This window comes from Bradyrhizobium sp. (assembly GCF_035273305.1).
GTDB lineage: Bacteria > Pseudomonadota > Alphaproteobacteria > Rhizobiales > Xanthobacteraceae > Bradyrhizobium.
This window is the reverse complement of record NZ_DATEPI010000308.1, coordinates 1-19,620: the sequence shown is the minus strand read 5'-3', so window position 1 is coordinate 19,620 and position 19,620 is coordinate 1. Positions and strand designations below refer to the sequence as shown.

At 60.4% G+C, this 19,620-nt stretch carries 31 protein-coding genes; all 31 read left to right on the top strand.

What is annotated here, in order from left to right:
• Positions 1–58: 58 nt before the first annotated feature.
• The 31 genes from rpsL (at position 59) to rplQ (ending at position 19,394) form a co-directional block, all read left to right on the top strand.
• Positions 59–430, top strand: coding sequence for a 30S ribosomal protein S12 (gene rpsL, locus VJV58_RS20350; protein ID WP_029584567.1), 372 nt, complete (start codon positions 59–61; stop codon positions 428–430).
• A gap of 104 nt (positions 431–534) precedes the next feature.
• Positions 535–1,005 (top strand): 30S ribosomal protein S7, encoded by a 471-nt coding sequence (gene rpsG, locus VJV58_RS20345; protein ID WP_324139166.1) that lies wholly within the window; start codon positions 535–537, stop codon positions 1,003–1,005.
• A gap of 28 nt (positions 1,006–1,033) precedes the next feature.
• A complete protein-coding gene (fusA, locus tag VJV58_RS20340) occupies positions 1,034–3,106 on the top strand; it encodes an elongation factor G (protein ID WP_324139165.1) in 2,073 nt (690 codons plus the stop codon).
• Between the two features lie 39 nt (positions 3,107–3,145).
• A complete protein-coding gene (gene tuf / locus VJV58_RS20335) occupies positions 3,146–4,336 on the top strand; it encodes an elongation factor Tu (protein WP_324139164.1) in 1,191 nt (396 codons plus the stop codon).
• 109 nt (positions 4,337–4,445) lie between these two features.
• On the top strand, positions 4,446–4,754 hold the full coding sequence (gene rpsJ / locus VJV58_RS20330) for a 30S ribosomal protein S10 (RefSeq protein WP_011473876.1): 309 nt from the start codon (positions 4,446–4,448) through the stop codon (positions 4,752–4,754).
• Between the two features lie 53 nt (positions 4,755–4,807).
• Complete coding sequence (gene rplC / locus VJV58_RS20325) at positions 4,808–5,536, top strand: 50S ribosomal protein L3 (protein ID WP_324139163.1); 729 nt, start codon at positions 4,808–4,810, stop codon at positions 5,534–5,536.
• Positions 5,536–6,156: a 50S ribosomal protein L4 gene (gene rplD, locus VJV58_RS20320; protein WP_324139162.1), complete on the top strand. Its 621-nt coding sequence runs from the start codon at positions 5,536–5,538 to the stop codon at positions 6,154–6,156. Before rplC ends, rplD begins: the two co-directional genes overlap by 1 nt.
• Complete coding sequence (locus VJV58_RS20315; protein ID WP_079543874.1) at positions 6,153–6,452, top strand: 50S ribosomal protein L23; 300 nt, start codon at positions 6,153–6,155, stop codon at positions 6,450–6,452. The genes rplD and VJV58_RS20315 overlap by 4 nt, the downstream gene beginning before the upstream one ends.
• Before the next feature lie 12 nt (positions 6,453–6,464).
• A complete protein-coding gene (gene rplB / locus VJV58_RS20310; RefSeq protein ID WP_324139161.1) occupies positions 6,465–7,298 on the top strand; it encodes a 50S ribosomal protein L2 in 834 nt (277 codons plus the stop codon).
• Positions 7,299–7,310: 12 nt separating this feature from the next.
• On the top strand, positions 7,311–7,589 hold the full coding sequence (gene rpsS, locus VJV58_RS20305; protein WP_324139160.1) for a 30S ribosomal protein S19: 279 nt from the start codon (positions 7,311–7,313) through the stop codon (positions 7,587–7,589).
• Between the two features lie 11 nt (positions 7,590–7,600).
• On the top strand, positions 7,601–7,981 hold the full coding sequence (rplV, locus tag VJV58_RS20300; protein WP_324139159.1) for a 50S ribosomal protein L22: 381 nt from the start codon (positions 7,601–7,603) through the stop codon (positions 7,979–7,981).
• A 20-nt stretch (positions 7,982–8,001) separates the two neighbouring features.
• Positions 8,002–8,700, top strand: a complete 699-nt coding sequence (rpsC, locus tag VJV58_RS20295; RefSeq protein WP_324139158.1) for a 30S ribosomal protein S3 — start codon at positions 8,002–8,004, stop codon at positions 8,698–8,700.
• A gap of 30 nt (positions 8,701–8,730) precedes the next feature.
• Positions 8,731–9,144, top strand: coding sequence for a 50S ribosomal protein L16 (rplP, locus tag VJV58_RS20290; protein ID WP_324139157.1), 414 nt, complete (start codon positions 8,731–8,733; stop codon positions 9,142–9,144).
• 10 nt (positions 9,145–9,154) lie between these two features.
• Complete coding sequence (gene rpmC, locus VJV58_RS20285; RefSeq protein WP_029584556.1) at positions 9,155–9,361, top strand: 50S ribosomal protein L29; 207 nt, start codon at positions 9,155–9,157, stop codon at positions 9,359–9,361.
• Between the two features lie 10 nt (positions 9,362–9,371).
• On the top strand, positions 9,372–9,620 hold the full coding sequence (rpsQ, locus tag VJV58_RS20280; protein WP_009797129.1) for a 30S ribosomal protein S17: 249 nt from the start codon (positions 9,372–9,374) through the stop codon (positions 9,618–9,620).
• Positions 9,621–9,700: 80 nt separating this feature from the next.
• Positions 9,701–10,069, top strand: coding sequence for a 50S ribosomal protein L14 (gene rplN / locus VJV58_RS20275; protein WP_011473865.1), 369 nt, complete (start codon positions 9,701–9,703; stop codon positions 10,067–10,069).
• Complete coding sequence (gene rplX, locus VJV58_RS20270; RefSeq protein ID WP_324139156.1) at positions 10,069–10,383, top strand: 50S ribosomal protein L24; 315 nt, start codon at positions 10,069–10,071, stop codon at positions 10,381–10,383. The genes rplN and rplX overlap by 1 nt, the downstream gene beginning before the upstream one ends.
• On the top strand, positions 10,376–10,933 hold the full coding sequence (gene rplE, locus VJV58_RS20265) for a 50S ribosomal protein L5 (protein WP_324139155.1): 558 nt from the start codon (positions 10,376–10,378) through the stop codon (positions 10,931–10,933). Before rplX ends, rplE begins: the two co-directional genes overlap by 8 nt.
• Before the next feature lie 43 nt (positions 10,934–10,976).
• Positions 10,977–11,282, top strand: coding sequence for a 30S ribosomal protein S14 (gene rpsN, locus VJV58_RS20260; protein ID WP_324139154.1), 306 nt, complete (start codon positions 10,977–10,979; stop codon positions 11,280–11,282).
• Positions 11,283–11,294: 12 nt separating this feature from the next.
• Positions 11,295–11,693, top strand: a complete 399-nt coding sequence (gene rpsH / locus VJV58_RS20255; RefSeq protein ID WP_324139153.1) for a 30S ribosomal protein S8 — start codon at positions 11,295–11,297, stop codon at positions 11,691–11,693.
• Positions 11,694–11,818: 125 nt separating this feature from the next.
• Positions 11,819–12,352 (top strand): 50S ribosomal protein L6, encoded by a 534-nt coding sequence (rplF, locus tag VJV58_RS20250; RefSeq protein ID WP_324139152.1) that lies wholly within the window; start codon positions 11,819–11,821, stop codon positions 12,350–12,352.
• A gap of 11 nt (positions 12,353–12,363) precedes the next feature.
• Positions 12,364–12,726, top strand: coding sequence for a 50S ribosomal protein L18 (gene rplR, locus VJV58_RS20245; protein ID WP_324139151.1), 363 nt, complete (start codon positions 12,364–12,366; stop codon positions 12,724–12,726).
• 73 nt (positions 12,727–12,799) lie between these two features.
• Positions 12,800–13,372 carry a 30S ribosomal protein S5 gene (gene rpsE, locus VJV58_RS20240; protein WP_324139150.1) on the top strand — a complete coding sequence of 191 codons (573 nt, stop codon included), beginning with the start codon at positions 12,800–12,802 and terminating at the stop codon, positions 13,370–13,372.
• Positions 13,373–13,410: 38 nt separating this feature from the next.
• Positions 13,411–13,605 carry a 50S ribosomal protein L30 gene (gene rpmD / locus VJV58_RS20235; protein ID WP_324139149.1) on the top strand — a complete coding sequence of 65 codons (195 nt, stop codon included), beginning with the start codon at positions 13,411–13,413 and terminating at the stop codon, positions 13,603–13,605.
• A 74-nt stretch (positions 13,606–13,679) separates the two neighbouring features.
• Positions 13,680–14,168 (top strand): 50S ribosomal protein L15, encoded by a 489-nt coding sequence (gene rplO / locus VJV58_RS20230; RefSeq protein ID WP_324139148.1) that lies wholly within the window; start codon positions 13,680–13,682, stop codon positions 14,166–14,168.
• A 133-nt stretch (positions 14,169–14,301) separates the two neighbouring features.
• A complete protein-coding gene (secY, locus tag VJV58_RS20225; protein ID WP_324139147.1) occupies positions 14,302–15,633 on the top strand; it encodes a preprotein translocase subunit SecY in 1,332 nt (443 codons plus the stop codon).
• A 133-nt stretch (positions 15,634–15,766) separates the two neighbouring features.
• The gene (locus VJV58_RS20220; RefSeq protein WP_324139146.1) at positions 15,767–16,639 is read left to right on the top strand and encodes an adenylate kinase; all 873 of its coding nucleotides are present in this window, start codon (positions 15,767–15,769) and stop codon (positions 16,637–16,639) included.
• Positions 16,640–16,818: 179 nt separating this feature from the next.
• Positions 16,819–17,187 carry a 30S ribosomal protein S13 gene (rpsM, locus tag VJV58_RS20215; protein WP_324139145.1) on the top strand — a complete coding sequence of 123 codons (369 nt, stop codon included), beginning with the start codon at positions 16,819–16,821 and terminating at the stop codon, positions 17,185–17,187.
• Positions 17,188–17,401: 214 nt separating this feature from the next.
• The gene (gene rpsK, locus VJV58_RS20210; RefSeq protein WP_007603045.1) at positions 17,402–17,791 is read left to right on the top strand and encodes a 30S ribosomal protein S11; all 390 of its coding nucleotides are present in this window, start codon (positions 17,402–17,404) and stop codon (positions 17,789–17,791) included.
• A 112-nt stretch (positions 17,792–17,903) separates the two neighbouring features.
• The gene (locus tag VJV58_RS20205; RefSeq protein ID WP_324139144.1) at positions 17,904–18,935 is read left to right on the top strand and encodes a DNA-directed RNA polymerase subunit alpha; all 1,032 of its coding nucleotides are present in this window, start codon (positions 17,904–17,906) and stop codon (positions 18,933–18,935) included.
• Between the two features lie 39 nt (positions 18,936–18,974).
• Positions 18,975–19,394: a 50S ribosomal protein L17 gene (rplQ, locus tag VJV58_RS20200; RefSeq protein ID WP_324139143.1), complete on the top strand. Its 420-nt coding sequence runs from the start codon at positions 18,975–18,977 to the stop codon at positions 19,392–19,394.
• The last annotated feature ends 226 nt before the right edge of the window (positions 19,395–19,620 follow it).

The following is a 19,620-nucleotide window of genomic DNA, read 5'->3' as shown; positions in this document are numbered from 1 at the left end:
AGGATGAATTTGCGGGACCGGTTTGCGGTTTCGCGTGAATTAAAGGGTGAAGGCTGACATGCCGACGATCAACCAGCTGATCGCCAGTCCTCGGACGGTGCAGAAGTCGCGCAAGAAGGTTCCGGCGTTGCAGCAGTCTCCGCAGAAGCGGGGTGTTTGCACGCGCGTTTATACAACGACACCGAAGAAGCCCAACTCGGCGCTTCGTAAAGTCGCCAAGGTGCGCCTGACCAACGGCTTCGAGGTGATCGGCTACATTCCGGGCGAAGGCCACAACCTTCAGGAACACTCGGTCGTTATGATCCGCGGCGGCCGCGTCAAGGATTTGCCGGGCGTGCGCTATCACATTCTCCGCGGCGTCCTCGATACGCAGGGCGTGAAGAACCGTAAGCAGCGCCGCTCCAAATATGGCGCGAAGCGTCCGAAGTAATTGGAGCGTGAGAGGTCGCCGGGCGAAAAACCCGGCGCTATGGATCGAAAAGTTTAAGCCGTGGATGACCGGAACGAGCCGGTCACGACCAAGGAAGATAAGAGATGTCTCGCCGCCATTCTGCTGAAAAGCGTGAAGTGAACCCGGATCCGAAGTTCGGGAACATTGTCATTACGAAGTTCATGAACTCGATCATGTACGACGGCAAGAAGTCTGCCGCCGAGTCCATCGTGTATGGCGCGCTCGAGTTGATCGAGACCAAGACCAAGCAAGGTCCGCTGCCAGTGTTCGAACAGGCGCTTGAAAACGTCATGCCGACCATCGAAGTGCGGTCGCGTCGCGTCGGCGGCGCCACCTACCAGGTGCCGGTCGAAGTGCGTTCGGTGCGCCGGCAAGCTCTGGGCATTCGCTGGATCATCACCGCGGCGCGCGAGCGCAATGAAAAGACAATGACAGAGCGGCTCTCGGCCGAACTGCTCGACGCATCGAATGGCAGGGGGAACGCCGTCAAGAAGCGTGAAGATGTGCACCGGATGGCGGAAGCCAACCGCGCCTTCTCGCACTATCGCTGGTAACGGCGAAAACGGATTTAAGGAACAACCCATGCCCCGCCAACATGCCATCCAGGACTACCGCAATTTCGGTATCATGGCGCATATCGATGCCGGCAAGACCACGACCACCGAGCGCATCCTTTATTACACCGGCAAGAGCCACAAGATCGGCGAAGTGCACGAAGGTGCCGCGACGATGGACTGGATGGAGCAGGAGCAGGAGCGCGGTATTACCATCACCTCTGCCGCGACTACCGCGTTCTGGAACGGCAAGCGTCTGAACATCATCGATACGCCCGGTCACGTGGACTTCACCATCGAGGTCGAGCGTTCGCTGCGGGTGCTCGACGGCGCGGTATGCGTGTTGGATTCGAACCAGGGCGTTGAGCCGCAAACCGAGACCGTCTGGCGTCAGGGTGACAAGTACAAGGTTCCGCGCATCGTCTTTGCCAACAAGATGGATAAGACCGGCGCCGATTTCTATAAGTGCCTCGACGACATCGTCGACCGTTTGGGCGCCAAGCCGATCGCGATTCAGCTTCCGATCGGCTCCGAGAACAACTTCAAAGGTCTCGTCGATCTTGTTCGGATGAAGGGCGTCGTTTGGGATGATGAGGCGCTCGGAGCCTCCTTCAAGGACATCGATATCCCCGCTGACCTTGTCGAGAAGGCCAAGGAATACCGAGAGAAGATGCTCGAGGCCTCCGTTGAACTCGACGACGAAGCGCTCGCAGCCTATCTCGACGGCAAGGAGCCTGACGAGGCCACGCTCAAGCGGCTGATCCGCAAGGCCGTATTGACTGGCGCCTTCTATCCGGTGCTGTGCGGCTCGGCCTTCAAGAACAAGGGCGTGCAGCCGCTGCTCGATGCTGTCGTGGATTACCTGCCGTCGCCGGTTGACGTGCCGCCCATCAAGGGCATCGACGAGGACGGCAATGAAGTGGTCCGCAAGCCGGACGACAAAGAGCCGCTTGCCTTGCTCGCGTTCAAGATCATGGACGACCCGTTTGTCGGCACGATCACGTTTTGCCGTATCTACTCCGGCACGCTTCTGTCGGGCACAGGCGTCGTCAACTCGACGCGCGATCGCAAGGAGCGTATCGGCCGCATGCTGCTCATGCATGCCAACAATCGCGAAGACATCAAGGAAGCTTATGCCGGCGATATCGTTGCACTGGCTGGCCTGAAGGAAGCGCGAACCGGCGACACGCTGTGCGATCCGAATAAACCGGTGATCCTGGAAAAGATGGAATTTCCCGAGCCGGTCATCGAGATCGCGATCGAGCCCAAATCGAAGGCTGACCAGGAAAAGCTCGGCGTGGCTCTCGCCAAACTGGCTGCCGAAGATCCGTCTTTCCGCGTCTCTACCGACGTCGAGTCTGGTCAGACCATTCTCAAGGGGATGGGCGAACTGCATCTGGACATCAAGGTCGACATCTTGAAGCGCACGTACAAGGTTGACGCCAACATCGGCGCCCCTCAGGTGGCATTCCGCGAGCGCGTTACCAAGCGCGCCGAAGTCGATTACACCCACAAGAAGCAGACCGGCGGTACCGGTCAGTTCGCGCGGGTTAAATTCGTGGTCGAGCCGAACGAGCCCGGCAAGGGATTTGAGTTCGAATCCAAGATTGTCGGCGGTGCGGTGCCAAAGGAATACATCCCCGGCGTCGAAAAGGGCCTCAACAGCGTGCTGACTTCTGGCGTGGTAGCCGGCTTCCCGGTGGTCGACGTTAAGGTGCAGCTCGTGGACGGCGCCTACCACGACGTCGACTCTTCGGCGCTGGCGTTCGAAATCGCGTCGCGCGCCGCATTCCGCGAAGCGCTGCAGAAGGGCAAATCAGTTCTGCTCGAGCCGATCATGAAGGTCGAGGTGGTGACGCCTGAAGATTACACCGGCTCGGTGATCGGCGACCTGAATTCGCGGCGCGGACAGATCCAGGGGCAGGACATGCGCGGCAATGCCAACGTCATCAACGCGATGGTGCCGCTCATGAACATGTTCGGGTACGTGAATAATCTGCGCTCGATGAGCCAGGGTCGCGCGACCTTCACGATGCAATTCGATCACTACGCGGAAGCGCCGGCGAACGTGTCGGCGGAAGTCCAGAAGAAGTTTGCCTGATTGTCGTTAGCGGCAGTTAACGACTGAACGGAGAGTCAAATGGCCAAAGCAAAGTTTGAACGTAATAAGCCGCACTGCAACATCGGAACGATCGGTCACGTTGACCATGGCAAGACGTCGCTGACCGCGGCGATCACCAAGGTCTTGGCGGAAACCGGTGGTGCGACGTTCACCGCGTACGACCAGATCGACAAGGCGCCGGAGGAAAAGGCGCGCGGCATCACGATTTCGACCGCGCACGTCGAATACGAGACCAAGAACCGGCACTACGCCCACGTCGATTGTCCGGGCCATGCGGACTACGTGAAGAACATGATCACCGGTGCGGCGCAGATGGACGGCGCGATCCTGGTGGTTTCCGCAGCCGATGGTCCGATGCCCCAGACCCGCGAGCACATCCTGTTGGCGCGTCAGGTCGGCGTGCCCGCCCTGGTCGTCTTCCTCAACAAGTGCGACATGGTTGACGATCCGGAACTGCTCGAACTGGTCGAATTGGAAGTCCGCGAATTGCTGTCCAAGTACGATTTCCCTGGCGACAAGATTCCGATCATCAAGGGTTCGGCGCTGGCGGCTCTGGAAGACAAGGACAAGAAGCTCGGCCACGACGCCATTCTCGAGCTGATGAAGAATGTCGACGAATACATTCCGCAGCCGGAGCGCCCGATCGACCAGCCGTTCCTGATGCCCGTCGAAGACGTGTTCTCCATCTCGGGCCGCGGCACTGTTGTGACCGGTCGCGTCGAACGCGGCGTGATCAAGGTCGGCGAGGAAATCGAAATCGTCGGGCTTCGCGATACCCAGAAGACCATCGTCACCGGCGTCGAGATGTTCCGCAAGCTGCTCGATCAGGGCCAGGCCGGCGACAACATCGGCGCGCTTCTGCGCGGCACCAAGCGTGAGGAAGTCGAGCGCGGTCAGGTGCTCTGCAAGCCCGGTTCGGTGAAGCCGCACACCAAGTTCAAGGCCGAGGCCTACATCCTCACCAAGGAAGAGGGCGGACGTCATACTCCGTTCTTCACTAACTATCGGCCGCAGTTCTACTTCCGCACCACGGACGTGACCGGTGTCGTGCATCTGCCCGAAGGCACCGAGATGGTTATGCCCGGTGACAACATCGCGATGGAAGTGCACCTGATCGTTCCGATCGCGATGGAAGAGAAGCTGCGTTTCGCAATCCGCGAAGGTGGCCGCACGGTTGGTGCCGGCGTCGTCGCAAGCATCATCGAGTAATAAACTATCCGTCGTCATGCCCGGCCTGGTGCCGGGCATCCACGACTTCCTTTTGTAGACGTGAATGGTCGGACAAGCCCGGCCACGACGGAACAGAAAGACAACGGCAATGAACGGCCAGAATATTCGCATACGTCTCAAGGCGTTCGACCATCGAATTCTCGATTCGTCGACGCGTGAGATCGTAAACACGGCGAAACGGACCGGTGCTCAGGTTCGCGGACCCATTCCGCTGCCGACCCGCATCGAGAAGTTTACCGTCAACCGTTCGCCGCACGTGGATAAGAAGAGCCGCGAGCAATTCGAGATGCGCACGCACAAACGCCTTCTCGACATTGTCGACCCGACTCCGCAGACCGTGGACGCGCTGATGAAGCTCGATCTGGCAGCGGGTGTCGACGTCGAAATCAAGCTCTAAGTTTTTAGCTCCCGTCCAGACGTAGTTGGACAGAAAGAACAGGAAGCACGCCGATGCGCTCCGGAGTGATCGCACAAAAGGTCGGGATGACGCGGGTCTTTACGGAGACCGGCGAACATATCCCTGTGACCGTGCTGAAGCTGGGTAATTGCCAGGTGCTCGGTCACCGCACGACTGAGAAGAACGGTTACGTCGCGCTGCAGCTCGGTGCGGGCACGCGCAAGACCGTCTATCTGCCAAAGGCGGAACGCGGGCAGTTCGCCGTGGCCAAGGTCGAACCCAAGCGCAAGGTCACCGAGTTTCGGGTGTCGGAAGACGCGCTGATCCCGGTCGGTGCTGAAATCCAGGCCGATCATTTCGTGGTCGGGCAGTTCGTCGATGTTACCGGCACCTCGGTCGGTAAGGGCTTTGCGGGGGGCATGAAGCGCTGGAATTTCGGCGGACTTCGCGCCACTCACGGCGTGTCGGTTTCGCATCGTTCGATCGGTTCAACTGGTGGACGTCAGGATCCCGGCAAGACTTTCAAGAACAAGAAGATGCCCGGTCACATGGGCGTCGACCGTATCACCACGCTCAATCTGCGCGTCGTGCAGACGGATGTCGCGCGCGGGCTGATCCTGGTCGAGGGTGCCGTGCCCGGCTCCAAGGGCGGTTGGATCGCGGTGCGTGATGCCGTCAAGAAGGCGTTGCCAAAGGATGCGCCGAAACCCGGCAAGTTCCGCCTCGCCAATGGCGGCGGCGAGCAGGCCGAGTCAGCGCCGGCCGAGCAGGAGGGCGCGTGATGGAATTGAAAGTCAAAACCCTTGAAGGCAAGGAAGCTGGATCGGTCCAGCTTTCGGACGCCATTTTCGGTCTCGAGCCGCGCAAGGACATCATCCAACGCTGCGTGCAGTGGCAGCTCAACAAGCGCCAGGCAGGCACCCACAAAGCCCAGGGCCGCGCCGATGTCTGGCGCACCGGCAAGAAGATGTACAAGCAGAAGGGCACCGGTGGTGCGCGTCACGGCTCGGCACGCGTGCCGCAGTTCCGCGGCGGCGGTCGCGCGTTTGGGCCCGTGGTGCGCTCCCACGCCACCGATCTGCCGAAGAAGGTGCGCGCGTTGGCGCTTCGCCATGCGCTTTCCGCCAAGGCGAAGGACGGTGGGCTGATCGTGATCGAGTCCGCGAAGCTCGAGGCTGCCAAGACCAAGGCGCTGATCGGACACTTCTCCGGTCTTGGCCTCACCAATGCGCTGATCATCGACGGCGCGGAGCTGAACAACGGCTTCGCCACGGCGGCGCGCAACATTCCGAATATCGACGTGCTGCCGATCCAGGGCATCAACGTCTATGACATTTTGCGTCGCCAGAAGCTGGTGCTGACCAAGGCGGCGGTCGATGCGCTGGAGGCGCGCTTCAAATGAAGAATATCGATCCGCGCTATTACGACATCATCGTTTCTCCGGTTGTGACCGAGAAAGCGACGCTTGCCTCTGAACACAATAAGGTTCTGTTCAAGGTGGCGAGTAAGGCCACCAAGCCGCAGATCAAGGAAGCCGTCGAGAAGCTGTTCGACGTCAAGGTCAAGAGCGTGAATACGCTGGTGCGTAAGGGCAAGACCAAGGTGTTCCGCGGCAATTTCGGTTCGCAGTCGGACGTGAAGCGCGCGATCGTGACCCTCGAAGAGGGCCACCGCATCGACGTCACCACCGGGCTATAAGGCGATACGACGATGGCATTGAAAACATTCAACCCCACGACGCCAGGCCAGCGCCAGCTGGTGATGGTCGATCGCTCGGCGCTGTTCAAGGGCAAGCCGGTGAAGGCGCTGACCGAGGGCAAGCAGTCCTCCGGCGGCCGCAACAACACTGGGCGCATGGTCGTGCGTTTTCGGGGCGGCGGGCACAAGCAGTCCTATCGCATCATTGATTTCAAGCGCACCAAGGTCGATATGCCGGCGACCGTTGAGCGGCTGGAATACGATCCGAACCGTACCGCCTTCATTGCGCTTCTGAAGTACACCGACGGCACCCAGGCCTATATCCTGGCCCCGCAGCGCCTCGCGGTCGGCGACACCGTGATTGCCGGCAACTACGTCGACGTGAAGCCGGGCAATGTCATGCCGCTCGGCAACATGCCGATCGGCACCATCATTCACAATGTCGAATTGAAGATCGGCAAGGGCGGCCAGCTCGCTCGTTCCGCCGGCACCTACGCGCAGCTCGTCGGTCGTGACCAAGACTACGTCATCGTGCGTCTGAATTCGGGAGAGCAGCGTCTGGTTCACGGCCGCTGCACCGGCACCATCGGTGCGGTTTCCAACCCGGATCACATGAACATCTCGATCGGCAAGGCCGGCCGCAACCGGTGGCTCGGCCGCAAGCCGCATAATCGCGGTGTCTCGATGAACCCGGTCGACCATCCGCATGGCGGCGGCGAAGGCCGCACCTCCGGCGGTCGTCATCCGGTGACACCCTGGGGCAAGCCGACCAAAGGCAAGAAGACCCGCTCGAACAAATCGACCAATCGATTCATTCTCATCAGCCGCCACAAGCGGAAGAAGTAAGGAACGCCGGACATGGTTCGTTCAGTCTGGAAAGGCCCGTTCGTCGAAGGCTCTCTGCTCAAGAAGGCAGATGCCGCGCGCGCGTCCGGCCGTCATGATGTGATCAAGATCTGGAGCCGCCGCTCGACCTTTCTGCCGCAATTCGTCGGCCTGGTGTTCGGCGTCTACAACGGCCAGAAGCATGTGCCGGTATCCGTCAACGAGGAAATGGTAGGCCACAAGTTCGGCGAGTTCTCGCCGACGCGGACCTTCCACGGCCATTCTGGCGACAAGAAAGCCAAGAAGGCTTGAGGATCTAACCCATGAGCAAGCCAAAGCGCGAACGGAGCCTCCCGGACAACGAGGCCAAAGCAGTCGCCCGGATGCTGCGGGTCAGCCCGCAGAAGCTTAATCTTGTCGCGCAATTGATCCGCGGCAGGAAGGCTTCGGCTGCGCTCGCGGACCTGCAGTTCTCGCGCAAGCGGATCGCGGTGGACGTCAAGAAGTGCCTGGAATCGGCGATCGCGAATGCCGAGAACAATCATGATCTCGACGTCGACGATCTCGTCGTATCCGAGGCGCATGTCGGCAACGGCATCGTGATGAAACGTTTCGCACCGCGCGGCCGTGGCCGCTCGGGCCGTGTCTTTAAACCATTCTCGCAGCTGACGATCGTGGTTCGTCAGGTCGAGGCGAGCGCTTAACGAGCGCGCTGGAGAGAACGATGGGTCAGAAGATCAATCCAATCGGACTACGTCTCGGCATCAACCGGACGTGGGATTCCCGTTGGTTCGCGGGCAAGAACGAATACGGCAAGCTGCTGCACGAGGATGTCAAAATCCGCGAGATCCTGCACAAGGAGCTGAAGCAGGCAGCCGTGGCCCGGATCGTGATCGAGCGTCCGCACAAGAAGTGCCGCGTGACGATCCACTCCGCGCGTCCCGGCGTCGTGATCGGCAAGAAAGGCGCCGACATCGACAAACTGCGCAAGCGGGTTGCCGACATCACGGCGTCGGACGTCGTCATCAACATCGTGGAGATCCGCAAGCCGGAACTCGACGCCACGCTGGTCGCCGAATCGATTGCCCAGCAGCTTGAACGCCGCGTCGCCTTCCGCCGCGCCATGAAGCGCGCGGTGCAGTCGGCCATGCGTCTCGGCGCTGAAGGCATTCGTATCAACTGTTCGGGCCGTCTCGGCGGGGCCGAAATCGCGCGCATGGAGTGGTACCGCGAAGGTCGCGTGCCGTTGCACACTCTGCGAGCCGATATCGATTACGGAGTGGCGACCGCGTTCACCACCTTCGGCACTTGCGGCGTCAAGGTCTGGATCTTCAAGGGCGAAATCCTGGAGCACGACCCGATGGCGCAGGACAAGAAGATGTCCGAGGGCGACACTGCGCGACCGCGCCGCGACGCCGCCTAAAGCTATTTCAGAAGTTTGAGGGCGTAAGCCATGATGCAACCAAAGAAAACGAAGTTCCGGAAGGCGCATAAGGGCCGCATCCACGGCACCGCGACTTCGGGCGCGTCGTTGTCGTTCGGTCAGTTCGGCCTGAAAGCCATGGCGCCCGAGCGGATCACCGCGCGCCAGATCGAGGCGGCGCGGCGCGCATTGACCCGCCATATGAAACGCGCCGGCCGGGTCTGGATCCGCATCTTCCCGGACGTGCCGGTCTCCAAGAAGCCGGCCGAAGTGCGCATGGGCTCGGGCAAGGGCACGCCGGAATTGTGGGTGGCGCGGGTGAAACCCGGCCGCGTGATTTTCGAGATCGACGGGGTAACGGTGCAGACCGCGAAAGAGGCACTGTCGCTCGCCGCCGCCAAACTGCCGATCAAGACGCGCTTCGTTGCGCGCATTGCGGAATAGGGAAGTGATCATGGCAGAAATGAAAACCGCCGATATCCGCGCGATGAGCCCTGATCAGATGGACGACGCCGTCCTCAATCTGAAAAAGGAACGATTCAATCTGCGCTTCCAGCGCGCCACCGGGCAGCTGGAGAACACCTCGCGGCTGCGTGAAGCCCGCCGCGATATCGCCCGCATCAAGACCATCGCCGCGCAGCAGCGCGCGAAGAAGAAGTAAGGGGCTTAAAATGCCAAAACGTACGCTTCAGGGCGTGGTCGTCAGTGACAAGCAGGCCAAGACGGTCGTGGTGCGCGTCGATCGCCGCTTCACGCATCCGATCTACAAGAAGACGATTCGCCGCTCGAAAAATTATCACGCGCACGACGAGAACAACGAGTTCAAGCCGGGTGACATGGTGTGGATCGAGGAGAGCAAGCCGATCTCGAAATTGAAGCGTTGGACCGTGGTCCGAGGTGAACAAAAGAAAACCGCCTGATGCCGGTTCGGCGACGCCGAACGGACTTTCGGGATAATTAGGCGCAACTTTGCGCATCAGAAAGAGGACGAGGTGCATCAATGATTCAGATGCAGACCAACCTCGACGTGGCCGATAATTCAGGCGCACGCCGTGTCATGTGCATCAAGGTGCTTGGGGGCTCCAAGCGCCGCTATGCCACCGTGGGCGACGTAATCGTTGTGTCGATCAAGGAAGCTATCCCGCGCGGCAAGGTGAAAAAGGGCGATGTCATGAAGGCTGTCGTGGTGCGGGTCCGCAAGGATATCCGCCGCGCCGACGGCTCCGTCATCCGTTTTGATCGCAACGCTGCCGTGCTGATCAACAATCAATCCGAGCCGGTCGGCACCCGCATCTTCGGGCCGGTGCCGCGCGAGCTGCGCGCGAAAAATCACATGAAGATCATTTCGCTTGCGCCGGAGGTGCTGTGATGGCTGCCAAGATCCGGAAGGGCGACAAGGTCGTGGTGTTGTCCGGCCGCGACAAGGGTCGCACGGGCGAGGTATTCGAGGTGCGCCCGGATGAGAACAAGGCACTGGTCCGCGGCGTAAACCTCGTCAAGCGACACCAGAAGCAGACCCAGGCGCAGGAGGGCGGGATCATCTCGAAGGAGTCGCCGATCCACCTGTCCAACATTGCGATCGTCGGCAAGGACGGCAAGCCGACTCGCATAGGCTTCAAGATTCATGCGGATGGCAAGAAGGTACGCGTTGCCAAACGCTCGGGAGCAGAGATCGATGGCTGAGACCGCATACATCCCGCGCCTGCGCGCGGAATATGACAAGAGCATCCGCACCAAGCTGAGCGAACAGTTCGGCTACGGCAATCGCATGCAGGTGCCGCGCCTGGACAAGGTCGTGCTCAACATGGGCATCGGCGAGGCTGTCAACGATCGCAAAAAGGCCGAGCTCGCCGCCGCCGATCTCTCGCTGATCGCCGGCCAGAAGGCAGTCGTGACCTATTCGCGTGTTGCGATCGCGACCTTCAAGCTGCGCGAAAACCAGCCGATCGGCTGCAAGGTCACGCTGCGCAAGGCCAGGATGTACGAGTTCATTGACCGCCTGGTAAACGTCGCGCTGCCCCGCGTGCGGGACTTCCGCGGCTTGAATCCGAAGAGTTTCGATGGCCGCGGCAACTACTCGCTCGGCATAAAGGAACACATCATTTTCCCCGAAATCGACTTCGACAAGGCCGGGGAAACGTGGGGCATGGACGTAACTGTTTGCACGACTGCGCGCAGCGACGACGAAGCGCGCGCGTTATTGACCGCATTCAATTTCCCGTTCCGGCAGTGAGACGCTGAAAAGCCTCTCAAACGCGGAAACCAAGGAGCCGAGCATGGCAAAGAAGAGTTCGATCGAGAAGAACAACCGACGCAAGCGGATGACCAAGAACGCAGCCCCGCGGCGTGCGAAACTGAAAGCTATCATCGCCGACAAAAAGAAGCCGATGGAAGAGCGGTTCGCGGCGACGCTGAAGCTTGCCGAGATGCCGCGCAATTCGTCGGCGACCCGGATCCGCAACCGCTGCGAGTTGACCGGCCGCCCGCGCTCGAATTATCGCAAGAACAAGCTCAGCCGCATCGCGCTGCGCGAACTCGGCTCGAAGGGCCTGGTTCCCGGGCTCGTCAAGTCGAGCTGGTAAGGAGGGTCGGCGATGTCAACACACGATCCGATCAGCGATCTCATCACCCGCATCCGCAACGCGCAGATGCGCGCCAAGCCCAAGGTCTCGACCCCGGGCTCGAAGATGCGCGCCAACGTGCTCGAGGTGCTCAAGGCGGAAGGCTACATCCGCGGCTATGCGAGTGTTGAGCATGCTTCAGGCCGCAGCGAGCTTGAGATCGAGTTGAAATATTTCGACGGCGAGCCCGTCATCCGCGAGATCGAGCGGGTCTCGAAGCCGGGGCGGCGCGTTTATGCCTCGGTCAAGAACCTGCCGCGCATCAACAACGGTCTCGGGATTTCAGTGCTATCGACGCCGAAGGGAATCATGGCTGACCATCAGGCGCGCGACGCGAATGTGGGCGGTGAAATTCTCTTTACGGTGTTCTAGTGAGCCAGTCCGCAAAAATGGCAATCGGGTTTGCGAGAACGATGCGCACGAAGTGTCAGTTGACGTATTTTCCGGGCCGAAGCGGCATCCGCTTCGCCCGAAAATGCTAGGGAAGAGAGATTAGCATGTCACGTATTGGCAAGCGGCCTGTAGCGGTTCCGTCGGGCGTTACCGCGACCGTCGACGGTCAGACCGTCAAGATGAAGGGGCCGAAAGGTCAGCTTCAATTCATCGTCCATGACGATGTCGAGGTGAAGTTCGAAAACGGTGAGGTCAAGGTTGCACCGCGGGTCAAGACCAACCGCGCGCAGGCGATGTATGGGACCGCGCGCGCGCAGGTGGCGAATCTGGTAGCTGGCGTCACCAAGGGTTTTGAAAAGAAGCTGGAGATCACCGGCGTCGGCTACCGCGCCGCACTTCAGGGCAAGAACTTGCAGCTGGCGCTCGGTTACAGCCATGACGTGGTCTATCCGATCCCGGAAGGCATCGCGATCACGGTCCCGAAGCCGACGGAGATCGTCATCGTCGGCAGCGACAGCCAGCGGGTCGGTCAGGTCGCGGCTGAAATCCGCAGCTACCGTCCTCCGGAGCCCTATAAAGGCAAGGGCGTGAAATACGCCGACGAGTTTATCTTCCGCAAGGAAGGCAAGAAGAAGTAACGGAGCCGGTCATGTCGAGACTCAAGATTACGAATGCCCGGCGCAAGCAACGCGTGAGGCTGTCGTTGCGTCGGTCCGGTGGCGGTCGCCCCCGGCTTTCGGTGTTCCGCTCGTCGAAGCACATCTACGCCCAGGTCATCGACGATCTGAAGGGCGAGACGCTGGCTTCCGCATCCTCCCTGGAGAAATCTATGCGCGAGAGCGGCAATACCGGCGCCAACATCGACGCGGCGAAGGCTGTCGGCAAGCTGCTGGCGGAACGCGCGGTGAAGAACGGCGTGACCGAAGTGGTATTCGATCGCGGCGGCTATCTCTATCACGGCCGGGTAAAGGCGCTCGCGGATGCCGCGCGCGAAAGCGGATTGAGATTCTAAGTGGGATTGAACGAGAGCAACGGCAGGGGTGCTGACCTCTACAAGGCAAGTCTTTTAAGGATCGGAAAACACCATGGCAGGTGAACGCGAACGCGGTGGCGGCCACAGGGGCGGCCGGGAAGAACGCGACAGCGAGTTCGTCGACAAGCTCGTCCACATCAACCGTGTGGCGAAGGTCGTCAAGGGCGGCAAGCGCTTCGGCTTTGCGGCGCTGGTCGTGATCGGCGACCAGAAGGGCCGGGTCGGCTTCGGCCATGGCAAGGCGCGAGAAGTGCCCGAGGCGATCCGCAAAGCGACTGAGTCTGCCAAGCGCAACCTGACGCGCGTCGCATTGCGCGAGGGTCGCACGCTGCATCACGACATTGCCGGCCGTCACGGAGCCGGGCGGGTTTATCTGCGCGCGGCGCCGGCAGGCACCGGAATCATCGCGGGCGGACCGATGCGCGCGGTCTTCGAGACGCTCGGTATCCAGGACGTGGTAGCAAAGTCGATCGGATCGTCGAATCCCTACAACATGGTGCGCGCGACCTTCGACGCGCTGAAGCATCAGGACTCGCCGCGCTCGGTCGCGTCGCGCCGAAACATCAAGGTCTCAACGCTGCAATCGCGCCGGGTCGGCGGCGACGCCGAAGCGGTTGCCGAGTAAACAAGTCGCGCATTTTGCGCGTTATGGAGTTCAAGACGATGGCCAAGGCCGCAAAGACGATCAAGGTCGAGCAGACCGGTAGCGCGATCCGCCGCCACCATTCGCAGCGTGCAACTCTGATCGGCCTCAAGCTCAACAAGATCGGTCGGGTCACCGAGCTAAAGGATACTCCCGAAGTTCGCGGCATGATTTCGAAGGTTCAACATCTCGTTCGCATCGTCGACGAGAAGTAAGATGCGGCATGATTCCGAAAACCGGTAGCCGGTTTAAGATCAGGATCATGCTCCAGGGATAAAGGATGCGAACGATGAAACTCAGCGATATCGCCGACAATGCCGGCTCGCGCAAAAAGCGGATGCGGGTCGGCCGTGGCATCGGTTCAGGCAAGGGCAAGACGGCGGGCCGCGGCGGCAAGGGCCAGACCGCGCGTTCTGGCGTGCGCATCAAGGGTTTCGAGGGCGGCCAGATGCCACTGCATCGCCGTCTGCCGAAGCGTGGCTTCAACAATATTTTCCGGCTGGAATTCGCCGAGGTCAATCTCGATCGGATTCAGCAAGCGATCGATGGCAAGCTGCTCAATGACAAGGAAACCGTCGATGCCGCCGCGCTGGTGAAAGCGCGAGTGATCAGGCGTGCCAAGGACGGCGTGCGGCTGCTCGGCCGGGGTGAACTCAAGGCCAAGCTGAAAGTAGAGGTCCATGGCGCATCCAAATCCGCTATCGCCGCGGTCGAGAAGGCGGGCGGCACGGTGAAGATTCTGGCTCCGGCCAAAAAGGACGAAGGCGAGGCGGCGTAACATCTGCGTCATTCTGCACGACAGAATGATGGACATATCGAAGCCGAGCACCAAATAATGTCCGGCGTCTGGCTGAATGCCTCGGCCTACAGAGGCAGGGCAGCGCGAGGGCGGCGGGAGAAAGCCAAAAAATATGGTCTCAGCAGCTGAACAATTAGCGGCAAATCTCAATTTCTCGGCGCTCGCAAAAGCGGACGAACTGAAGAAGCGCATCTGGTTCACACTGGGTGCGCTGCTTGTTTACCGGCTCGGCACCTACATTCCGCTGCCCGGCATTGATCCCAACATCTGGGAGCAGGTATTCCGCAGCCAGGCGGGCGGCATTCTCGGCATGTTCAATATGTTCGCCGGCGGCGGCATCCATCGCATGGCGATCTTTGCGCTTAACATCATGCCGTATATTTCGGCTTCCATCATCATTCAGCTCCTGACGACGGTCTCGCCGCAACTCGAGGCGCTGAAGAAAGAGGGCGAGGCCGGGCGCAAAACGCTTAACCAGTACACCCGCTATCTCACCGTTATTCTCGCTGCGTTCCAGTCATACGGAATTGCGGTCGGGCTCGAGGGCGCCGGCAATGTGGTCAGCGATCCCGGCATGTTCTTCCGCCTTTCGACTACGGTGACGCTGACCGGTGGCACCATGTTCCTGATGTGGCTCGGCGAGCAGGTCACCTCGCGCGGCATCGGCAACGGCATCTCGCTGATCATTCTTTCCGGCATCGTTGCGGAACTGCCTTCGGCGCTGGCGAACATGCTGGAGCTCGGCCGACAAGGCGCGCTGTCGACCGGCATTATCCTGGTCGTCATCGTGATGGCGGTCGCGGTGATCGCCTTCATCGTGTTCATGGAGCGCGCGCAGCGCCGGCTGTTGATTCAATATCCGAAACGGCAGGTCGGAAATAAGATGTTCGAGGGACAGTCCTCGCATCTGCCGCTCAAGCTGAACACCTCCGGCGTGATTCCGCCGATCTTCGCTTCTTCGCTGCTGCTGTTGCCGACCACGGTTGCGAATTTCAACGCCGGCAAGGGTCCGGAATGGTTTCAGTGGATTACGACCCAACTCGGTCACGGCCGCCCGCTGTTCTTGGCTCTGTATCTCGCGCTGATCGTATTCTTTGCGTTCTTCTATACGGCGATCGTGTTCAACCCGACCGAGACTGCCGACAATCTCAAGAAGCACGGCGGCTTCATTCCGGGTATCAGGCCCGGCGAACGTACGGCCGAATATATCGACTACGTGTTGTCTCGAATTACTGTGTTGGGTGCGGTTTATCTGGCGATCGTCTGTCTGATTCCCGAAATCCTGATTTCATATGCCGCGGTGCCGTTTTATTTCGGCGGGACGTCGCTGTTGATCGTGGTCAGCGTGACGATGGATACTGTGGCGCAGGTCCAGGGTTACCTGCTGGCTCACCAATATGAGGGGCTGATCAGGAAATCGAAGTTGCGAGGGCGTCGCCGTTGAGGACCGAATAGTCGATTTGCGTGTTGCCAACAATGTCTGGCTGATTGGCCATCGAGGTTGTTGTTAGGCGCTGTTGTTGAATTCTCTAATTTAGGTGCGCGGGCCACCGCTCACAGGCCCGGGGGCGAAAAGGATGAGACTGATACTTCTCGGGCCGCCAGGGTCAGGCAAGGGGACCCAGGCGCAACGGCTGGTTCAGCGCTACGGCATCCTCCAGCTCTCCACGGGCGAGATGCTGCGTGCGGCGGTAGCGGCGCAGACACCGGTGGGGGTCCAGGCGCAGGACATCATGGCCAGCGGCGGCTTGGTGCCGGACGAGATCGTCATCGGAATTATTTCCGATCGGCTTGACCAACCGGACGCGGCCAAGGGATTCATTCTCGACGGCTTCCCCCGAACGGTGCCGCAGGCCGAAGCACTGGATGAACTCCTGAAGAAAAAGCGCATGCGGCTTGATGCCGTGATCGAGCTTCGCGTGAACGAGAGCGCATTGCTGCAGCGTGTCGAAACCCGGGCTGCGGAGACGCGTGCGCGCGGCGAGCAGGTCCGCCCGGACGACACCCAGGAAGTACTCAAGAAGCGTCTGGCCAGCTATCGCGAGCTGACCGAGCCGCTGGTTCACTATTATTCCGAGCGGCGCAAATTGCTCACCGTCGACGGCATGATGACCATCGAACACGTCACCCGGGAGATTGACCGGATACTTTCCGCCATACGGGCCGCGGAAGCCAAAGCCGCCAAAAAAATGGCTGCGGCACGGCGGGCTGGCAATGGAGCGGGGAAGGGCATCGTTGCCAGAAAGGCTGGCAAGGCCGCTCGCAAGTCCGCCGTCAAGAAGGCTAAACCTGCCGGCAAGAGCACCCAGCGCGCCAGAAAGGCCGGAAAACGACCCTCAGGCGTAACGAAAAAGGCGGCACGAAAGGTTATCGCGAGTTCCCGGACGCGGATGGCCGGGAGGCCGAAGAAAGCTGCCAAAAAGCTCACGAAAAGGCGAGCTAAAGCTTAGCGGCGGTTGACGAAACCAATTGGAATCCTTTAATAAGGCCCGTATCCAAGTCGGATAGTTATCAACGATGCCGGGCCCCGAATACAAAAGGGGAAGGGCGTCGTGTTCGCGTTTGCGGACACCTGCCCGAAATAGCTAGAAAATGGCCGGTTCGAAGACCGGCGACAGGAGAGAAGTCCGTGGCCCGTATTGCCGGCGTGAATATTCCGACCAACAAACGCGTTCTGATTGCGCTCCAATACATCCATGGGATCGGCCAAAAGAACGCGGCCGAGATCCTGGACAAAGTCAAGATTCCCTTGGATCGCCGGGTGTCGCAACTCAGCGACCAGGAAGTGCTGCAGATCCGTGAAGTCATCGATCGCGACTACATGGTCGAAGGCGACCTGCGTCGCGAGACCGGCATGAACATCAAGCGTCTGATGGATCTGGGCTGCTACCGCGGCCTGCGTCATCGTCGCGGATTGCCGGTGCGTGGGCAGCGTACCCACACCAATGCGCGCACGCGCAAGGGCCCCGCCAAATCGATTGCGGGCAAGAAGAAGTAAGCAGCGGATAACAAACAGGTCGTAGCGAATAGTTGCTCGCTGCTGCCGGTCACTACTCGCTAACAAAGCATGATCCGGAAACGTGGAAACCGGTGTTCCGAACGGATCGCGCTCAAACAAAGAGATGAGATCATGGTCCCGCTAATCGGATCATGATCGCTGGTGTAGCCGCTGGCACTACGGCGGCGTTGAGATCGTGGAGAAAGGTTCTGGAATGGGCAAGGAAGCCACCCGCGTACGCCGCCGTGAGCGCAAGAACATTGCATCGGGCGTGGCGCACGTGAATTCGTCGTTTAACAACACCACCATCACCATTACCGACGCGCAGGGCAACACCATCGCCTGGTCGTCGGCCGGAACGATGGGGTTCAAGGGCTCGCGCAAGTCGACCCCGTATGCCGCACAGGTCGCGGCCGAAGACGTCTCGAAGAAGGCGCAGGAACATGGGATGCGCACGCTCGAGGTTGAAGTTGCTGGTCCCGGTTCGGGGCGTGAGTCGGCGCTTCGTGCGCTGCAGGCTGCGGGCTTCACCGTCACATCGATCCGCGACGTGACGACGATCCCGCACAATGGTTGCCGTCCGCGCAAGCGCCGGCGGGTTTGAGGCATCGACCGCGGGCGGCGCTGCCGCTTGCGAGCGTTTGAATAATTTGCAAGCCGCGGAGTGATCCGCGATCTCCAACGCCAGTAATTCAGTTGGCAAATTGACTGGCCGCATGGGTGAAACAGTGACGATTCAGAAAAATTGGCAAGAACTTATCCGCCCGAACAAGCTTCAGGTAAGCCCGGGTACCGATCCGAACCGTGTCGCGACCTTGGTCGCCGAGCCGCTCGAGCGCGGCTTCGGTCAGACGCTCGGCAACGCGTTGCGGCGCATTCTGCTGTCCTCCTTGCAAGGGGCGGCGGTGCAGTCGGTGCACATCGACGGCGTTCTGCACGAGTTCTCGTCGATCGCGGGCGTTCGCGAGGACGTCACCGATATCGTGCTGAACATCAAGGACATCTCGATCAAGATGCAGGGCGAGGGCCCCAAGCGCATGGTCGTCAAGAAGCAGGGTCCGGGCGTCGTTACCGCTGGCGACATTCAGACTGTCGGGGATGTCGTCGTGCTCAATCCGGAACTGCAAATCTGCACCCTCGATGAGGGAGCGGAAATCCGCATGGAATTCACGGTCGCGGCCGGCAAGGGTTACGTCGCCGCGGAGCGCAATCGTCCGGAGGATGCGCCAATCGGTCTGATCCCGGTGGACAGCCTGTTCTCGCCAGTTCGCAAGGTTTCCTACAAGGTCGAGAACACCCGCGAGGGCCAGATCCTCGATTACGACAAGCTGACCATGACAATCGAGACCAACGGGGCGATCAGCCCGGATGACGCGGTGGCCTATGCTGCGCGCATCCTGCAGGATCAGCTCAACGTCTTCGTGAACTTCGAAGAGCCGCGCAAGGAAGTCGCGCAGGAGATCATTCCGGATCTCGCGTTCAACCCGGCTTTCCTCAAGAAGGTGGACGAGCTCGAGCTGTCGGTGCGCTCGGCCAACTGCCTGAAGAACGACAACATCGTCTATATCGGCGATCTCGTGCAGAAGTCGGAAGCGGAAATGCTTCGCACCCCGAACTTCGGCCGCAAGTCGCTGAACGAGATCAAGGAAGTGTTGGCACAGATGGGCCTGCACCTCGGAATGGAAGTGCCGGGCTGGCCGCCGGAGAACATCGACGAGTTGGCCAAGCGCTTCGAAGATCATTATTGAGTTTGAAGGCCGCCACACGCGGCAGCAGGAGAAGACGCCATGCGTCACGGCAAGGTCCATCGCAAGCTCAATCGCACCGCCGAGCATCGGCGCGCCATGTTTGCCAACATGTGCGCGGCGCTGATCAAGCATGAGCAGATCATCACCACCTTGCCGAAGGCCAAGGAATTGCGCCCGATCGTCGAGAAGCTGGTGACGCTCGGCAAAAAAGGCGGTCTCGCAATGCGTCGACAGGCAATCAGCGAGATGCGCGACCTCGATCAGACCAAAAAACTGTTCGATGTTCTCGCCACCCGTTACAAAGACCGGCAGGGCGGCTATACCCGCATCATCAAGGCAGGCTTCCGCTACGGTGACAACGCGCCGATGGCGGTCATCGAGTTCGTCGATCGGGATGTCGATGCCAAGGGACTCGATTCAGGCCCGGTGCAGGAAAAGGCCGCTGCCGAAGCGGCGTAATCCGGTGGCTGATTTGGCTTCTGAAGCGGCGCTTTCGGGCGCCGCTTTTTTCTTGGGCCGATGTGGTGATCGCCCCCCTTCGTCGTCATTCCTCCGACTTGTGGGGAGGGTGGCACATCGTGAGCGGCGCGAACGATGTGACGGGTGGGGGTTTATTCCGCAACCAATGTATCTCGCCGCCTTTCTATGCGCTGCGCGACCCGGCCGCTTCTCGCCACCCTCTCTG